Below are 17,300 nucleotides of genomic sequence, written 5' to 3' on the forward strand. Positions count from 1 at the left end.
GGCAAGCCTTTGGTCATGTACGAGAGCCTAATTATTGGAAAGCGTAAGAATCAACCGGTCGAGATCCTGATAATGCTGGACAATCTCGTGAATTTTGTTGTCCTGGGCTTCAAGACCGGCCAAAATTTCCTCGGCGGCGCCCATATTTTGCTCGGTGCCGCCTGCGACGGCCAAAATTTCTTCCATGATGCTGGCGTAGCGTTCTTTCATATATCGTACCGACCGATCGACCTGATCCGATTGCTGATTTACGATTTCGGCATTGCCGGCAACTTTCGCCACATAGCTTTGCAGTTCTTTCGCTTCTTCTTTTCCGGCATCGATGGCGGTGAAACCGATGGAAATTTGCTCGGCAACGTTGTTGACTTGCTCCATGACGTCCTCAAGAATGTCGTTAATCCGGTTGGTTGATTGCCGGGAGTTTTCCGCCAGCTTGCGAATTTCCGCGGAAACGACGGCGAATCCCTTGCCGTGCTCCCCGGCGTGGGCCGCCTCAATCGCCGCATTCATGGCGAGCAGATTCGTTTGCGCCGATATCCCGTGAATCGTATCTACGATTTGTCCGATCCGCTCGCTTTGATCGCGAAGCCGCTGCATCTGGGCAACCGTGCCGGCTATCACCTGCTGCAGATGCCCCATATTTTCGGACAAAGCATTCATTCGGACACCTGCGTCCTCCGTGGAATCCTGCATTTCCGAAGAAAGCTGCTGCAGCCTGGAGGCAATTACCGCCGCCTGTTCTACGGCATCATTCACCTCGTGCACCGATTGCGACGTCGCTTGGAGCCCCTGTGTCTGCTGATCCAGTGTCGCGGTAACCTCGCCGAAGGTAGCGGTGATCTCCTTGGAGATTTTCCCGGTGGTATTGACATTATCGCGCAGCCCGGTGCTGAGGCGGCCGAGCACTTCGAGCGAACTTCTCAAATGAGCGAGCAGCTCATCGCCGCGCTGTTTGGCTTCCTCCGTATCCTTCTGCTTGTGCAAGACTTCCTGCTGCAGCCGTTCGCTGAACCGTGCCGCAAAAGAGAGGGCGACGATGACGAAGGTAAGGTATAGGAGCAGGTAGGTCAACGGTTCGCGAGGAAACATTTTATCGTGATAAAACGGGATATTGTAAAAATAAAGCGTAATGGCGATCCCGAGTATGCCGGAGAATACAATCGGCTTGTAGTTGGCGTAAAGCGTCATCAACCCGATATTGACGTATACGAGCAGATAGCTGCTCATCAGCGGATTCGGGTCATGGTAAATGATCAAAAACGTTAGCAGCGAAATGACGGCCGGGATAATGAACATGACGAAACGGGTTCCCTTGTTGGCGTAGCTCATATAGGTGGCGATCGAGCAGCAGACGCCGCCCACCGCGATCAAGCTGAGCAGAACGGTGCTGTCGACCCCGATCATCAGGTCGGTCAGCACCCCAAAAGCGACCATAATCCAAATGATTTTGACGAATAGTTTGTTTCGTCTCTGCAAAATGAGGTTGCTATCCATAGAATTTTCATCTCCTAATAAATGGTATTACTATATTAATTTCGGAAAAATATGCTATGAAATGAAGAGTTTTGATAAATTCCGGCCGTAAAACTTGTGTGAACGTCGGCTATTTCTGCTATATAAAGTTGAACTAAAAAAATAGCGGAGTTAGGCAAAAGTGGGAAATGATTCTGAAGAAACGGTAGTGGTCGCCTTTGTGAGCGGATTTCTACAACATCTGAATTTGGTCCAATTAGAGAAATCCGCGAACAACAGCGATCGTAAGAACATTTCACACGCTGCCCTTTACCGTACAATAATTAGTTCAACTTATATAGCAAAAGGAGGCGATTCGCCCGCGAACGGATGCAAACCGCCAAATTCGTGTATACTAGGGTATATACCATGCTGAGGCATTTCATGGAAATTCATTTGCAAATAACATCCCGGTAAAAGGACAGGCCGGGCCTGAGGTGAAATCATTTGAATTTGATTACAGAACAAGAGCTGCTTGCCTTTATGCGGGAAAAGGCTTATAAACCGATGACGTATCAGGAGCTTGAGGAGCATTTCGGGATTGCCGATGCCGCCGACTTCAAAGAGTTTCTCAAGCTGCTGAACCGTTTGGAACAGGAAGGGCAGATTATTTTGACCCGTACCCACCGGTATGGTGTGCCGGAACGGATGGATTTGGTGCGCGGGCGTTTGCAGGCGCATGCTAAGGGGTTTGCGTTCCTCATCCCCGAGGATAGGGATCATCCGGATGTGTACATTCATGCGAACGACTTGAAAAGCGCGATGAACGGCGACACGGTTCTCGTTCGCGTCAGTTCCAAAAGCGCCGGAGGCGGCAAACTGGAAGGCGAAGTCGTACGCATCGTACACCGGGCGGTCACCGAAGTGGTCGGGGTGTTCCAGAACCATGAATCGTACGGGTTCGTGATTCCGGACGACAAGCGGATTAACCGTGATATTTTCATTCCGCAGGAAGGTTTTGGGGGCGCGGTGGATGGCGAAAAAGTCGTCGTGCAGATCGTGGAATATCCGGAAGGCCGGGCCGCGGCCGTCGGCCAGGTGAGCGAAATTCTCGGCCACAAGGACGATCCGGGCGTCGACATCCTGTCGATTATCCGCAAGCACCAGCTTCCGGAGGCTTTTCCGGAGGATGTGCTGGCGGAAGCGCTTGAAGCGCCCGATGTGATCGAAGAAGAGGAGATCGCGCGTCAAGGACGGCGCGACCTGCGGGACAAAGTGATCGTGACGATCGACGGCGAGGACGCCAAGGACCTGGACGATGCCGTTCATGTGGAGCGGCTGCCAAGCGGCAATATCCGGCTGGGTGTGCATATCGCCGATGTCGGTTACTATGTGCGCGAAAACTCCAGGCTGGACCAGGAAGCGTACAACCGCGGCTGCAGCGTGTATTTGGTCGACCGCGTCATTCCGATGCTGCCGCACCGGCTGTCCAACGGGATTTGTTCGCTGAACCCGAAGGTGGACCGGTTCACGCTGTCCTGTGAAATGGAATTTAACGATCAGATGAAAGTGGTGAACCACGATATTTTCACCAGCGTGATCCGCACGAAGGAACGGATGACGTATACGAACGTCCGCAAAATCCTGCAGGAGGAAGATCCGGAGGTGACGGAGCGCTACGCCGACCTGGTCGAGACGTTCCGGTTGATGGAGGAGCTGGCTTTGAAGCTGCGGGCGAACCGGATGCGCCGCGGCGCGGTCGACTTCGACTTCGAGGAATCGAAGGTGATCGTCGACGAAAACGGCAAGCCGGTCGATATCGTGAAGCGCGAGCGCTCGATCGCCGAGCAGATCATCGAGGAATTTATGCTGGCGGCGAACGAGACGGTGGCGGAGCATTTTCACTGGCTGAAGGTGCCGTTTATCTACCGGATTCACGAGGACCCGGACCAGGAGAAGCTGATGAATTTCCTGGCGTTTGTCGCCAATTTCGGCTACACGGTGAAGGGCGGGAAAGGCAACAAGGTGCATCCGCGGGCCCTGCAGACGCTGCTGGAGGACATCCGGGGGACGAAGGAGCAGACGGTCATCAGCACGATGATGCTGCGTTCGATGAAGCAGGCCAAATACGACGCCGAAAGTACAGGGCATTTCGGACTGGCGGCGGAGTTCTACACGCATTTCACGTCGCCGATCCGGCGGTATCCGGACCTGGTCATCCACCGGGTGATCCGGGAGGTGATCGAAGGCGGCGGGGCGTTGAGTGAAGCCCGGCTGGAGTACCTGACCAGCCGGATGCAGGATATCGCCCAGCAGTCTTCGGAGCGGGAGCGGATCGCTGTGGAGGCGGAACGTGATACGGAGCAGTTGAAGAAAGCGGAATTCATGCTGGATAAGGTCGGGGAGGAATTTCCGGGCATTATCAGCAGCGTGACCAGCTTCGGGATGTTCATCGAGCTGGACAACACGGTCGAAGGGCTGATCCGGCTCAGCGCGATGACGGACGATTATTATCATTTCCACGAGCAGCATATGGCGCTGATCGGGGAGCGGACGTCGAAGATTTACCGGATCGGCGACGAGGTGAAAATCCGCGTGGCGCGCGTAAATATGGACGACCATACGATCGATTTCGAGATGGTCGACATGAAGCCGCGGCAGCGGGGCGGCGAGCTGTTCGGCGGCGGCGGGTTTGACGGCGGCCGGGGCGGCGGTCGCGCAGGGAAAGGCGGCAAGGCCGGTAAGGGCGGCAAGATCGGCAAGATCGGCGGGGCCAAGGGCGGCGGAGCCAGAGGCAGTGAAGCTCAAGGCGGCGGCAAGGGCGCCAAGGGCAAGAAGGGCAAGCCCGGCCGGGGCGTCGGCGGCAGCGGTGCCGGCAGCGCTGCCGGTAGTATCGGCAGTGCCGGCGGGGTGGCGCTTGACGCGGCCGCTGGGGCGGGCGCGGGCGAAGCCGTGGAAGCGGCGGGGACGCCCGCGGTGAGCTTTGGCTTCGGCTCCGGCAAGGGAGGCTATGCCTCCGGGACGGTGGCCGTCGCCCGCGACGCCGGGGGCGGATACCGCGCCGGCGGTGGCGGTGGCGGCTCGCGGCGGAAGAAGACGTCCGCGAGCGGGATTTTTGTCGGCGCCAGGGAAGATGGCGCCGGGGAGCCCGCGCCGCGCCGCAAGCGGGGCGGCGGCAAGGGCAAGAGTGGCGGGAACGCCACGGCGGCGTTCGTGCGCAAGAAGAAAAAGTGAGCGAGGCTTTTCGGATTTAAACAACACCGGCTTCCTTTACGTGATGCTATTTTCATCACAGGGAAGCCGGTGTTTTTGCGTACTTTTTATGGGGCGACCTAGAAATCGGTGCTTGACAGCCGGCTACTGAAGCGATCAACCTCTGGCCTTTAAAATAAGGGAATTTTATGTTCTTATTTTCCGGAGCCTAGCATGTTCATCCCCATTAGCGGATTTTTTTGTCCTTATTTTCCCAAGAATGGTCCAGAACACGGGCATTTCCTTGCGATCGGAGGAAATAAAGGCATAAATTGCCTCTATTTCTCTCAAATGGACGGATACCGTAGGAATAGCGACACTTTTGGCCCCTATGCTCTTTGCTGGATTTTCTGGGGCGCCTGCTTACGGATTAGCCACTTAATATAATAAATACTTATTCCAGCAAAGAGGGCCGTTACGAACAATGCCGCCAAATCCATTAAGCCAAATCCTATCTAAAATATCGGCGGAAATGTAGTGCGTTTTTTTTCAGGCGAGTTTATTCCAAAGCAGGCAAGAGAATTTTAAATCAATTAAACGGTTGGGGGTTGATCTGATGAATACATATTTAAAGGGCTCAACACCGAGATCAGTGCTTGACAAAATAAATTATGACTTTGGCTCTGAGGTGGCTGTCTATAGCGTTTGTGTCCTGGACTCAATCCCTCCATGCTGCCTTGCACGATTATCCCTTTAGTTCAGGGGGGAGAGGGTAGGGGCTAATTACGGTCCTTTCATTTTTCCCGGTGTCGTGCCCCATTCCTCCCGTCAGGCTTGCTTCACTTCTCCTAAACCTCCTTCTCACAAACCTGTCTAACGATCTCGAACATGTCTGCTTCTCCCAAACCTATTTTCTTCTCCTGAATTTATCTTCCTCTCTTATTTTCCTCTCTGCTTCCGGATCAAACGGGATAATCGTGCAAAGCGTCCGGACAGCGGGTATTGATCTGCCGACCAACCTACCGGCCTTCCCTGTCAAGCGCTAATTATTAGGTTGAGCCATTTAAAGTGTTGAAAAAAGGTTTATACAAGCGTGTTTGGGACGGGGGAGGCCTCTGCCGGCGTTTCGAGTTGGGCCAGGCGTTTGAGCAGCTTTTTCAGCATGACGGAGGCTTTGACTTGCAGCGGCAGGCTGTCGGCCACGCGAACGTCGTAGGCCCCGGCGGCGATGGCCTGCTTCAGCTCGGCAACCGAGTGGCAAGGCTGATGAAGTTCGTTGTACATGCTGCCGTACTGCAGGCATTGGTGGGTGTCGCTGCCGGCGGTGACCGGCTTGCCGAGCTCGGCGGCGAAACGTTCGACATTGGCGCGGTTCACCTCGTTGCCGTATTCGTACATATCTTTGGCGTTCAGGTCAAAAGCGTCCAGACGGCGAAGCTGCGGCCGGGCCAAATGATGCAGCGGCGTCGATTCGCGGAACGGATGCGCCCCGATTTTGAGCAGAGGATAGCTTTCCGCCAGGGTCATCAGATTGGCGAAGGGGATGAAGGAATCTTTTTCCGTATAGCCGTCAAGCTTCCGCCGCACCTCCAAAATATGCTCCTTGCGCCCGATCAGCAGGATGTGGCCGGTTTCACGGATGTCCACCTCCATACCGGGGAATATTTTTAGCGGCCCCGCTTCATAGTACTCTCCGTTATAGGGATAAAGCCGGTCCAGACTCTCGTACACTTCGAAAAAATTACGCGTGTTAAAATGCTCGGTCAAAGCCAAAGCGTTCAGTCCGTTCGCCGCGGCTTCGCGGAGCATTTCTTCGTAATAAGCCGGCGAGAAGTCGGTGGCTTTGGATAGCTTGGCATGAGTATGCAGGTCGATTCGCATGGGATGACACTCCTTATTTAATGTGCGTTTATGGGATACCGGCGGTCTGTGCAAGGCTTGGCATTCAGAGGCGCTGGCCCTCACTCTCAACCGATCCAGAACAACAGGGCAACGTACGCCGCTGAGCCGGACAGAAACCACAGGTCTTGTTTTTTCATGCGCAGATGGGATAATTTCAGCTTTTTGGAGCGCGGATTTTTCATTCCATAGGAAAAACCGCGTGTCTCGAGCGCCTCCACCGTGGTGCGGGAGCGTTTGGCGGTCGCCAGCATCAAGGGGAAAAAGGCGTAAACGAGCAGCTTCAAATAATACGCGCCAAGCCGCCAGTACAGCAGTCCGTTCCGCTCCGGCGCTTGGCCGCGCAGCCGATAGGACAGCAGCACATTGCGGAATTCCTCAAACAGCACCGGCAAAATGCGGTACCCGTAGGACAAGCTGAACGAAAAGGCGGCGGGCATACCGAGCGCGAGCAGGCCGTCGCTGATTTTCTCCGGATCCATGCCGGAAAAAACCGTGATGCTGGCCAGCGACACGATCGACAGCTTCATCGTCAGCTTAAGCAGCGGCAAGGCGGAGGAGATGTCCCCGCCAAAAAACAGCGAGATGATGAACAGCCACCCTACCTGCCCGATCAGTCCGAGGCAAAGTACGATAATAATGAACGACGTGACCCGGGACAACACGGTCGTAACGATCATAAACAGGCACATCCCGGCCAAAATGAGATAGCTGTTCATAAACCACGGGACGATAGCGAAAAAAAGATACCATATCAGCAGCCCGCGCGGATCAAGCCGGGAAAGGGAGGCGTGGCCGCTGCCGTAAGCCGTGTTCATCAGTTCCTGCTGAATCCTGTCGAGCGAGATTTTGTTAAACCAGTTGCGGACGAGCTGCATGGGCGTAAGCCCCCTTTCCTGCGATGATTTGATATAAACGGCCGGCCAATTCAACCGGGGAGCTGCACGCGGGCCGGAGCCCGAGCGCGTCGGCCAGCTCCATGCTTTGCGTCAGGGCCAGACCGGCGCGGCGGATCAGGTCCGGGCTGGCGAAAATGTCCGCCGCCGTTCCGTCGGCCAGCACGGCCCCTTCATGCATGACGATAACGCGCGTCGCCCACCGGCTCACCAGCTGCATGTCGTGCGTGGCGATGATCACCGTGCTCACGTGCTGCTCCAGTTCGGAGAGCGTGCTCAGCAGTTCCTCCCGGGTGGCCAGATCGAGGTTGGCCGTCGGTTCGTCCAGCAGCATGACCGCGGGCCGGACCGCCGCGCCGATCGCCAGCGACACGCGGCGCTGCTGGCCGCCGCTCAGCAAGCGGGCGTCGCGGTCCTGCAGCTGCTCCAGCCGGAAGCTGCGCAGCATGTGCAGGACTCTCGTGTCGGCATCGGGATATTTCCGGCGTTTTAGGCAATAGGCGATTTCTTTGCGCACATTGTCTTCGATGAACATATCCTCCGGGTTTTGAAAAACAAACGCGACCTGCCGCGACAACTGCTCGATCTGGGTGCTGCGGGTATCCTGCCCCAGCACGGCGACGGAGCCCGCTGACGGTTTGGCGTTCCCGGCGATCAGCTTCAGCAGGGACGATTTGCCCGCCCCGTTGTTGCCGACCAGCGCGATCCGTTCGCCTTCGGCGATGGCGAGATCGATCCCTTGCAGCACCTTATGTTCCGCTTTGCGGATGGTCCGGTAGCTTAACGAAGCCTGGTTGAAGCGGATGATGGTCTGAGTGACGGTCTGAGTCGCGGTCTGAGTCACAGCCTGAGTCGCGGTCTGGGTCACGGCCTGAGTCACAGCCTGAGTCACGGTCTGGGATTGCTCCGGGTAAGCCAGTAAGCCGGCAGTTCTTGTCGTGTCCGCAGACTTGGAGACTTGAGCTTGTAGGCCCAATCCGCCGCCACCGCTGACCGGCCCGACATGTTCCTGCAGCAGGCCGGTAAAATACTTCACCGCTTCTCCTGTTGTAATCGGGTAACCAGCATCAGCATGAGTATGAGCATTAGCATCAGCATCAGCATCAGCATGAGTATGAGTATGAGTATGAGTATGAGTATGAGCATGAGCAAGAGTAAGAGTGCGAGCATCAGCATGAGCATGAACGGCACCCTCTTCCTCCAGCATAGCCCGCAACCGGGCGGCCGCTTGGGTGGCCTCAGGCGGCTGGATGCCAAGCCGCTCCAGGTCGTGCAGGCGATTCAGCGCCTCACCAACCGGCAGCTTCCACAGCACGCGGCCCTGCTCCATCAGGCAGACGTCGCCGCAGTAGTCGGCGATAAATTCGGTGTGATGCTCGATGACGATGATCGTTTTGCCGTGATCGCGGTTTAGCTGACGCAGCACCTCATACACCTGGCGCGCATGGCTGGGGTCCAGCTGGGAAACCGGCTCGTCGACGATCAGCAGGTCCGGTTCCAGCGACAAAGCTCCGGCCAGGGCGAGCAGATGCTTTTGTCCGCCGCTCAGCTCCCAGATGTAGCGGTGCTGCAAAGGTGTAAGCCCGCATAAGTCGAGGGCGCGCCGGGTCCGCTCCCGGTAATCGGCGAGCCCATAATTCAGCGGGGCGAAGCATGCCTCGTCGAGAACGGTCGGCCGGACGAGCTGGTTGTCGAAGTCCTGGTAGACGTAGCCGACCATGCGGGACAAGGCGGCTACGCTGTTTCCACGGGCCGAAACGCCGTTAATGACAACCTCGCCCTCAAAATCCCCGGAATAATAGTGCGGGATCAGGCCGTTAAACAGTTTGCAAAGCGTGGATTTGCCGCAGCCGTTGCCGCCGATGATGGCCGTGAAGCTCCCTTTTTCAATCGTCAGGGAAGCTTCGTTCAGCACCGGTTGCTCCGAACCCGGGTAGGTAAAGGAAACGCCGCGGATTTCGGCGGCCAGCGCGGTATCGGCTTTGGCTTGAATCCCGTTATGCATAAGGCACGCTCTCGGTGTCGCTGTTTTGCGAGCTGCGTGATTTTTTCGCCCGCATCACGAGCAGAACGATGATGGCGACGACCGCGGCCGCGGCGATGCTCAGCCAGATTGCGCCCGAGCCCAGCCGGTCGGCGAGCCCGCTGTCCCATTCGCCCAGATTCCAGTCGGTCTCGGACAAGGACTCGGCGCCAAAGGCTACAAGCGCCAGCACGATGCCGGTGATGACCAGCTTGGGCGTAATGACGCCGGCCGCTTCGTATTTGGTGTTTTTGTCGCGGGGTTTGATGCCGAGCAGGGGTTCGATTTTTCCATATAATCTAGGTACCAGGTACAAGGTCGGAAGCAGGGAAAAAAGAATCCCGGAGAACAGCACGTCGTTCAGGAACGCGACGCCTTCGACGACCACAACGCTTTGGGCCAGACCAGGCACGGCTTCGAATTCTTCCACGCCGATCCAGACTTTGCCGATATCCACCAGGCAGCTGCACAATTGATGGATGATGACGCCCGTAATCGCGGCGGTGCCGACCTGTAGGCGGTTTTGCGGATTGCGCACCATCCGGCCGGCGACGTACATGGCAAACGAGAAGGTCAGGAATTTTTCCAATTCGCCCAGCCCGCCGAATTGCCCGAGCATCAGCTCGCCGAAGATGACCTCGCCCAGCGCCGCTCCCACGGCGGCATAAAAAGGATGGAACAGGATGCACAAGGTGAGCGGGATAAACGCGAAATACTCGACGGACAGCTCGATCGGACCGAGCCGCAGCGAAGGGATGAGCTCGGTGAACATATTGGACAGCCCGTACAGCGACATCGACAGCACGAAAATCATCATTTTTTGCGAGGACGTAAGGGTGTAGAGGGTTTTGCGTGACATGAAGGGCAACCTCCTTAAATCTGGATTGGGATTGTATGCCTTTAGTGTAGAGCCGGATTATTAAAAGAAGCGGAGTTGTATGTCAACGTATTGTAATATTTTTTACATAATGAAAATGATGTAATAAAATTTACATAACAAATCGTTGGTAGGATAGAGTGAGGAACACGTAAAAAAAGACCCAGGGAGCTGATATCCATGCCATTGACCCGCAATCAAGTGTTTGCCGACAAATCCGGGTTTTCGCCTGGTCAGTTGAAAATCGCCGATTTTATTGAACGGCATCCGGATGAGGTGCTGTTTATGACCGAACAGGAGATCGCCGACCGGATTGGCACCAGCATCGCCACGGTGTCGAGGTTTTGGCGCGCGGCGGGATACGAGAACGGCAAAGTGTTCAGGCTGAAGCTGCGGTCCGCTGCTGAGTCAACGACCCCGGCGGTGAAGCTGGAGAAGACGATTTCGCAGATGGATCCGGCCAGCTTGCCGCTACAGATGCTGGAGCAATCGCTGGTCCATTTGCGGGAAACGGCGGGGCAGACGGACCCGGAGGAGCTGAAGCTCGCCGCTTCGCTGATGGCCGGGGCCCGGCGGATTTACGTGCACGCCCCGGGGCCGGCAGTGGCTTTGGGGGACCTGCTGTTTTACCGCTTGTCCCGGTTCGGCATGTCGGTGCGGATGATGGCGGCCAGCGGGCATGAGCTGTTGGAGTCGCTGGCGCATGTGCAGCGGGAGGACGTGGTGCTGCTGTTTAATTTCACCCGGCTGCTCCCCGAAACCGAGGTAATCCTGGATTGCGTAAAGCGGGTGGACTGTTCGGCTGTGATGATCACGGATCGCGAGGAGTTTCGGTACGGGGCGCAGGTGGAGGCGGCTTTTTACGTTAGCCGGGGCGAAATGGGAGAGTTCCATTCCATGGTCACGCCGCTGTTGCTGATCGAACAGATGATTTTGAGCATCGGCCTGTTCAATAAGGAAAAAGTGCTGTCCAAGCTGGAATATCTGGGCGAGCTGCGGGCGAGGTATGCCGATAAGCTGCCGCGGGGGAAGGCGTGAGGAGGGAGTTAATAGCGTAGGGAACGGCGGAAAATAAAAAAGCACTCACCCTGCCGGATGAATGCATTTGCTGCGTTGAGATTGAGAGCCCCTGATTCCTATCAGCGGGCCGCTTTTGTTTTCGTGTGAATTTCGTTAAGGACTTCGGCGGTTGAACTGACTTGACCGAATTCGTAAGCGATGACGGTCAGTGTTACGCGCTGGATTTCCTCGGCGGAAATATCCCCCCAGCCCATGTCCGGGTAATCCATGGCGGCGTTTGCGTCGCTCAGAAAGATCACTTTATATTCCCGGTGCGCCCCGTCTCTGACGGTTGTTTCGCAGCAAACGTTGGTCACGGTGCCGCAGATGATGATTGTGTTAATATCTTTTGCCCGCAGGATCGTATCCAAATCGGTATCGTGAAAACCGCTGTAAAACAGCTTGTCGACGATAATATCCTGGGCGAGCGGGGTTAATTCTTCGATAATTTCCACGCCGGGGGTGCCGCGTTTCAGGATCTCGTTCACATTCGGATACATATCTTTCATTCTTCCGGTGTCGCTGCCGTCGCCCCGGACGATATGGCGCAGGTAGATCACGGGCATGCCCGCCGTTCTGGCCGCGCCGGTGAGCTGCCGGATGTTGTCGACGATCCCTGCGGTCCGCGGCACATACAGCGCTCCGTCTGGTTTACAGAACACGTTTTGCATATCCACTACGATAACGGCCGTTCTCGCGGGATCAATCTCCCATTTTACTTTGTTTTTCAAACTCATATAGAAACACTCTCCTTATAAGTTGGAATGAATATGCCGCGTCAGGCGGCCTCTGTGGGAATGGAGTCCTGTGAGCCGTCCCCCGACGCCCGCCGTTCGAGCACGGGACGAATCCATACATTAACTACCGTGTTTAAAACGATCAGCATCACTACACCTACCAGCATCGGCTGGGTGACGACGCTCTGGATAGCCAGCGGCAAGCCGGCTGTGAGCTCGGCGGGCAAATACATCGTTCCCAGCGAGATAATAAAGGAGGAGCCGGCGACGGCGAGATTCAGTTCATCCCACTTGACCTTGCTGACCATTTGAATCCCGCTGATGGCGATAATGCCGAACAAAATCGTGGAGGCTGCGGATAAAACGGCGCTAGGCAGGGAGGCGATAAACAAGCCGACTTTGGGAATGAGGCCTAAAATCACGGCCATGATGCCGGCGGTCATGGTGACATAGCGGCTGCCGATGCCCGAGACGCGGACGATGCCGATGTTTTCCGGGTAAGAGGTCGTGCCCAGCCCGCCAAAGACAGCGCCGAGGGTACAGCCGAGAAATTCACCGAACAAACCGCGGTTAACCCGGGTGCTGTCGAGCTCTTGGTTCCCCCATTTGGTCAGCAGGGTATACATGCCTACCGCCTCCGCGGAAGCCTGTAGAAAAGCCAGCAGCATGAGAATAACAACGGGGATGGAAACGCCGAAGCCAAACGGGAAAATCTCCGGCAAACGGAACCATCCGGCCGTGGCCACCGCCGAAAAATCGACGCTGCCGAACACCGCGAAAAACAAGGTCCCGGCAATAATCCCCCACAGAAGTGCGCCCCGGCGCAGGATCGTGTTGCCGCCAAAAATCATCAAGGCGAGCACACAGACGACCGTGACGATGGAAGCGGCGAAATTGACGCCTATATTCGCGCTGCCGAACCAATTTTTAAGGCCGATGTCGGCGAGCTGCGCACCGATGATGATCAGCAGCGTGCCATAAACGATCGGCGGGGCGATGAATTTGTTGATATGGCCGATTAGGCCGAATTTGCGGATCGGTAGGGCCAGAAGCATAAAAATGACGCCCGCCACAGCCATCGATCCGAAGGCCGTTCCCAATCCGACACTGGCGCTTGCGGAAAGCACGGCCACGAAAAACGCGGCGGTCGGCCCTTGCACGACGGGGAGCCGCAGCATTTTTCCCGATTGCAGAATCGTCACGAGCCCGGTCGTCAAGAAGCAGGCTTGAATTAAATAACCGATCGTTTGAAACTCCAGATGCAAAGCCTGGCCGATTAATACCGGGAAAAGAAAAATGCCCGTAAGCGCCAGCAGATGCTGAAAACCGTAGGTCAGGTTGGCGCCGATGGAGAGCTTGTCCTCGATGCCGACGTGCAAAGTTTCGTTATTCTCGTGCTCATGATTCATAGCTGTTCACCCCTAAATTATATTTTCGAGCAGAGCATTCAACATATCATCGGATGTTTACAGTTAAAGAAAAGATCATCAGATGTTTAGAAATGGTAAACTTGAGAGCAAGGGAGCACGTGAGCGATGGACTGCGTCGAGATTTTGAATGGCGGATTTTCTGGCTTCATCGCTATTTCCCGCCTCAATGGCGGCATAAACCGCTTCATGGTAAATCGTGTTATCTTTGTACTGCCGTGTGTCCAGAAGCAATTGGCTGAGCATTTCCTTCAAGCTTTCGGCCACAACCTTATACATTTCCAGCAGCACTTCATTTTTGCCGGCCTGGGCTACCGCGATATGAAAGGAAATATCCGCTTCAACGTATTCCGCGTACCGGCCCTTCTCCAAAGCTTCGTTCCGTTGATCCAGAAAACAGCGCATCGCTTCAAGATCCGCATTCGTCCTTCTTAAGGCGGCCAGCCCGGTTACTTCGATTTCGAGAATCCTGCGCGCCTCGAGTATATGAGCGTAGTTCTTCGGAGTTAGGGTTTGGCTTACCGCAGCAAGTCCTGCGGAAGAGGCGCGGATATAGGTTCCGTCTCCTTGGCGCACTTCCAGCAGACCGGCATGCGTCAGCACCTTGACCGCCTCCCTGACGGTGGATCTTCCCACCGCGAGCAGCTTCATCAATTCGGGTTCCGGCGGCAGTTTGTCCCCGCTTTTGTAACGGCCTGACCGGATGAGCGTTTGCATTTGATCCAACACTTCATCGACCAGTTTTCGCCGGGGTATGGCTTTGAATTCGGTGTAAGTAATGATGTGCCACCTCCTCGTAATGTTATATAATATTACACGAAATGAAATTTTAACTACTCGTTTTCATTTGATGGTTCACATTATATGCGGAAAAATGTCGAAACACAAGAACTTTTTTGTGTTTATGTCATATAACCTAACATAATATCCTTGACATGAACTCTAAAACGGGCGTATTCTTAATTGTGATCCCACGATCAAACATCTGATGATCTACTCATTTTCATTATTTTTGAAAAATAGGAGCACCTATGAAAACTAAAATGGATCACCCGCCATGGGTTCACAACAATTACCCGCTGATCCGGTGGCTGTTATTTGGGGCCGCCTTGCTCATCCTGTCTTCCTTATATGTTACGGTCCCCCTTCTTCCCGTGTTTGCCGGTGCATTTCACGTCGGGGCAAGTGAATCGGCTTTGGCGGGGAGTGCTTTTTCCTTGTTTTTTGCCGCCGGGTGTCTGGTCTATGGCCCTTTATCGAACCGGCTTGGCCGAAAAAGGGTAATCGTTGCGGGGCTTGCCGTTCTGGTTCTGGCCACCGCGTGTCTGGGATTTGCGGGGAGCTTTGGAGGATTGATCGCGTTGCGATGTTTGCAGGGGGCGGCGGCCGCGACATTTTCCCCCGTGGCCTTAACTTATGCGGGAGAAGTTTTTCCCGTGGAACAAAGAGTAACGGCCATTGGATTCATTAGCTCGGGCTTTTTAATGGCGGGGATCTTTGGGCAGGTCTGGGCGAGCTCGCTTGCCGCGCTGCTGGAATGGCCTTGGGTGTTTAGGCTGCTGGCGGCAGGTTATGCTGCGCTATTATGCCTTGTGATCGTGTGGCTGCCGCCGGTTCCGGCGGAACAGGCGCGGCAGGGCCGGGTTGGGCAGGATCGCCGCTGGTACGCGGTGCTGTCAAATCGAAATCTTTTGTTATGTTATGGCATTACCGTAACGATTCTGCTCTGCTTTGTGGGCATGTACAGCGCGATGGGCGCCTCTCTCGGCCGACCGCCGTATTCGCTGAGCGAGATGGAGGTTCTGGGCGTGCGCTCGCTGGGCATGCTCGGGATGTTTCTTTCCTTCTTTGCCGGGCGAATATGCCGAAAATGGGGCATGCTGCCTGTGCTCCGCACCGGACTCGTTTGCTCGATCGCGGCATTGGTGGTGATGTCTTTTGTTCAGTCGGCGGTAGTTTATGCCGTAATGAGCGTCCTGTTTGTCGCCGGCATTGCCGTGATCGTGCCTTCGCTGATTTCGCTGATCGGGGAAATCGGGAGCGGGAACAGAGGGGTTGCGACATCCTTGTATACTTTTGTTTTATTCGCTGGAGCGAGTGCAGGTCCGATTCTTACGGCAAATTTGTTGGAGATGAATCGCGCTTCGTTACCTTTTCAAGCGTTTGCCGGCCTTCTTTCGCTCGCCTTGTTGTGTTCGGCATTGATTCGCAAGGGACGGGGGATTCAGGAGAGAAAGGATCACTCCTAGTCCTTATAAACTACGCTGCCGATAAAGCGCACGGTATACTGGCCGTTTTGGACAACCGGAACCGTTCCGTCGTAGCTATAATCGTACAATAATATGACGGCGTTCATGCCCTCGAGCTCCGGCGGTTCCGGCCAGCCTGATGCTTCAAATTGGGAGATTAATTGGTCGTCATACGAGCAGCCTTCCAGCCAGTTCGCACAATTGCTTTGATCCGTCTCTACCAGGAAAGCCTCGCGGAAGTCTTCGTCAAAAGACTCCATTCTGAAATCCCGGCAAATTTGCGGATCGCGCTGCTTGGCGTCATCGGAATAATCAAACCGAAGATACTCGTCCAGGGCTTCCTCCGAAGCGAACCGGCCGATCCAAAGCGATACTTGGTCCGGGTATGGACCGGAAGCGGGACGAAGTTCCTTGTCGTCTGCGTTATGGGGCATCTCGGGCTTAACCTCCATATTGTTCATATGTTTTCTTCATCATAACCCGGAATGCCGCAAGATGAAAACGGGTTGGCGCATTCTTGCTTTTAACCGCTGGAGTTGATACAATAAATGTCTGGTAAACACTGCCCCGCGTGGCTTCAGAAGGAGGATGAACATGGGCAAGAAAAATGATGGCAAGGTACTGGCGCAAAACAAAAAAGCTTCCCATGATTATTTCATCGAAGATACCTATGAAGCGGGCATGGTTCTCACCGGAACGGAAATCAAGTCGGTTCGTAACGGCCGGGTGAATATCGGGGACGCGTTTGCAACGATCCGGAACGGCGAGATCCATATTCACAACATGCACATCAGCCCGTTCGAGCAGGGCAACCGGTTTAATCCGACCGATCCGACACGGACGCGCAAGCTGCTGATGCACAAAGCGCAAATCAGCAAGCTGCTCGGCTTGTCCAAGCAGGAAGGCTATACGATCGTGCCGCTGAAGATATACATCCGCAACGGCTACGCCAAGCTGCTCCTGGGCCTGGGCAAAGGGAAAAAGCAATACGACAAGCGCGATTCCGCCGCCAAACGCGACGCCCAGCGCGATATCCAGCGCGCGTTGCGGGAGAAGCAGAAGGTGGCTCGTTAGTAACCTTATAAATGAGGATAACCTCAGATTTAACCATGGTTTTATGGTTAGTCTGAGGTTTTTGGTTGTATCCAGAAATCTAACGGTTGTATTAGTCGTTATTTTGCCCAAAAAGCCCCTTTCTAAATTTTAACGGTTGTGAGCGCGGTTATCTGCTCAAATTTGAGCCCAAATCGCCGGGTTTTAGCTAAATAAGCGCTATGGCAACCGTTAGAATTTGAAAACGGCGATATTGGAGCGAATAGCGGCTGTGGCAACCGTTAGAACGTGGTGGCGAGAAATTGTATCTTGTCGGATTAAATGTAACGCTAGTGCCGTTGGGCTGGGAAATAACCGGGAAATGGGCGGATATGTCGCTGGTGTTCGTTAGAGAAGCGTCCACTGATCGGAAAGAGCCGAAGTCCTCGGTACTTCG

General features: G+C 55.1%; 13 protein-coding genes. 4 read left to right on the forward strand and 9 right to left on the reverse strand.

The window, feature by feature from the left end:
- Positions 1–27 precede the first annotated feature (27 nt).
- The gene (locus NYE69_RS04205) at positions 28–1,494 is read right to left on the reverse strand and encodes a methyl-accepting chemotaxis protein (RefSeq protein ID WP_328272079.1); all 1,467 of its coding nucleotides are present in this window, start codon (positions 1,492–1,494) and stop codon (positions 28–30) included.
- Between the two features lie 471 nt (positions 1,495–1,965).
- Here NYE69_RS04205 and rnr point away from each other — a divergent pair, with 471 nt between their 5' ends.
- Positions 1,966–4,686, forward strand: a complete 2,721-nt coding sequence (gene rnr / locus NYE69_RS04210; protein WP_340930280.1) for a ribonuclease R — start codon at positions 1,966–1,968, stop codon at positions 4,684–4,686.
- Between the two features lie 1,041 nt (positions 4,687–5,727).
- Here rnr and NYE69_RS04215 read toward each other — a convergent pair.
- The 4 genes from NYE69_RS04215 to NYE69_RS04230 form a co-directional block, all read right to left on the reverse strand.
- A complete protein-coding gene (locus NYE69_RS04215) occupies positions 5,728–6,525 on the reverse strand; it encodes a PHP domain-containing protein (protein ID WP_328272237.1) in 798 nt (265 codons plus the stop codon).
- Positions 6,526–6,611: 86 nt separating this feature from the next.
- A complete protein-coding gene (locus NYE69_RS04220) occupies positions 6,612–7,421 on the reverse strand; it encodes an energy-coupling factor transporter transmembrane component T family protein (protein ID WP_328272236.1) in 810 nt (269 codons plus the stop codon).
- On the reverse strand, positions 7,396–9,444 hold the full coding sequence (locus NYE69_RS04225; RefSeq protein WP_340924267.1) for an ABC transporter ATP-binding protein: 2,049 nt from the start codon (positions 9,442–9,444) through the stop codon (positions 7,396–7,398). Before NYE69_RS04225 ends, NYE69_RS04220 begins: the two co-directional genes overlap by 26 nt.
- On the reverse strand, positions 9,437–10,321 hold the full coding sequence (locus NYE69_RS04230; RefSeq protein ID WP_340924270.1) for a cell division protein FtsQ: 885 nt from the start codon (positions 10,319–10,321) through the stop codon (positions 9,437–9,439). The genes NYE69_RS04225 and NYE69_RS04230 overlap by 8 nt, the downstream gene beginning before the upstream one ends.
- Positions 10,322–10,519: 198 nt before the next feature.
- Between NYE69_RS04230 and NYE69_RS04235 the strand changes: the two genes are divergently transcribed.
- Positions 10,520–11,377, forward strand: coding sequence for a MurR/RpiR family transcriptional regulator (locus tag NYE69_RS04235; protein WP_328269551.1), 858 nt, complete (start codon positions 10,520–10,522; stop codon positions 11,375–11,377).
- 101 nt (positions 11,378–11,478) lie between these two features.
- Here NYE69_RS04235 and NYE69_RS04240 read toward each other — a convergent pair whose 3' ends face one another.
- The 3 genes from NYE69_RS04240 to NYE69_RS04250 form a co-directional block, all read right to left on the reverse strand.
- A complete protein-coding gene (locus tag NYE69_RS04240) occupies positions 11,479–12,135 on the reverse strand; it encodes an isochorismatase family protein (RefSeq protein ID WP_316560668.1) in 657 nt (218 codons plus the stop codon).
- Between the two features lie 41 nt (positions 12,136–12,176).
- The gene (locus NYE69_RS04245; protein WP_316560669.1) at positions 12,177–13,544 is read right to left on the reverse strand and encodes a uracil-xanthine permease family protein; all 1,368 of its coding nucleotides are present in this window, start codon (positions 13,542–13,544) and stop codon (positions 12,177–12,179) included.
- Positions 13,545–13,622: 78 nt separating this feature from the next.
- Complete coding sequence (locus NYE69_RS04250) at positions 13,623–14,291, reverse strand: FadR/GntR family transcriptional regulator (RefSeq protein WP_328269548.1); 669 nt, start codon at positions 14,289–14,291, stop codon at positions 13,623–13,625.
- A gap of 302 nt (positions 14,292–14,593) precedes the next feature.
- Here NYE69_RS04250 and NYE69_RS04255 point away from each other — a divergent pair, with 302 nt between their 5' ends.
- Positions 14,594–15,811 (forward strand): MFS transporter, encoded by a 1,218-nt coding sequence (locus NYE69_RS04255; protein ID WP_340924278.1) that lies wholly within the window; start codon positions 14,594–14,596, stop codon positions 15,809–15,811.
- Here NYE69_RS04255 and NYE69_RS04260 read toward each other — a convergent pair.
- Positions 15,808–16,245, reverse strand: a complete 438-nt coding sequence (locus NYE69_RS04260; protein WP_340924281.1) for an immunity 22 family protein — start codon at positions 16,243–16,245, stop codon at positions 15,808–15,810. The two genes, NYE69_RS04255 and NYE69_RS04260, sit on opposite strands and share 4 nt — an antisense overlap.
- A 160-nt stretch (positions 16,246–16,405) precedes the next feature.
- Here NYE69_RS04260 and smpB point away from each other — a divergent pair, with 160 nt between their 5' ends.
- Positions 16,406–16,885, forward strand: coding sequence for an SsrA-binding protein SmpB (smpB, locus tag NYE69_RS04265; RefSeq protein ID WP_036627059.1), 480 nt, complete (start codon positions 16,406–16,408; stop codon positions 16,883–16,885).
- The last annotated feature ends 415 nt before the right edge of the window (positions 16,886–17,300 follow it).

Source organism: Paenibacillus sp. FSL R5-0527 (assembly GCF_038008055.1).
GTDB lineage: Bacteria > Bacillota > Bacilli > Paenibacillales > Paenibacillaceae > Fontibacillus > Fontibacillus macerans.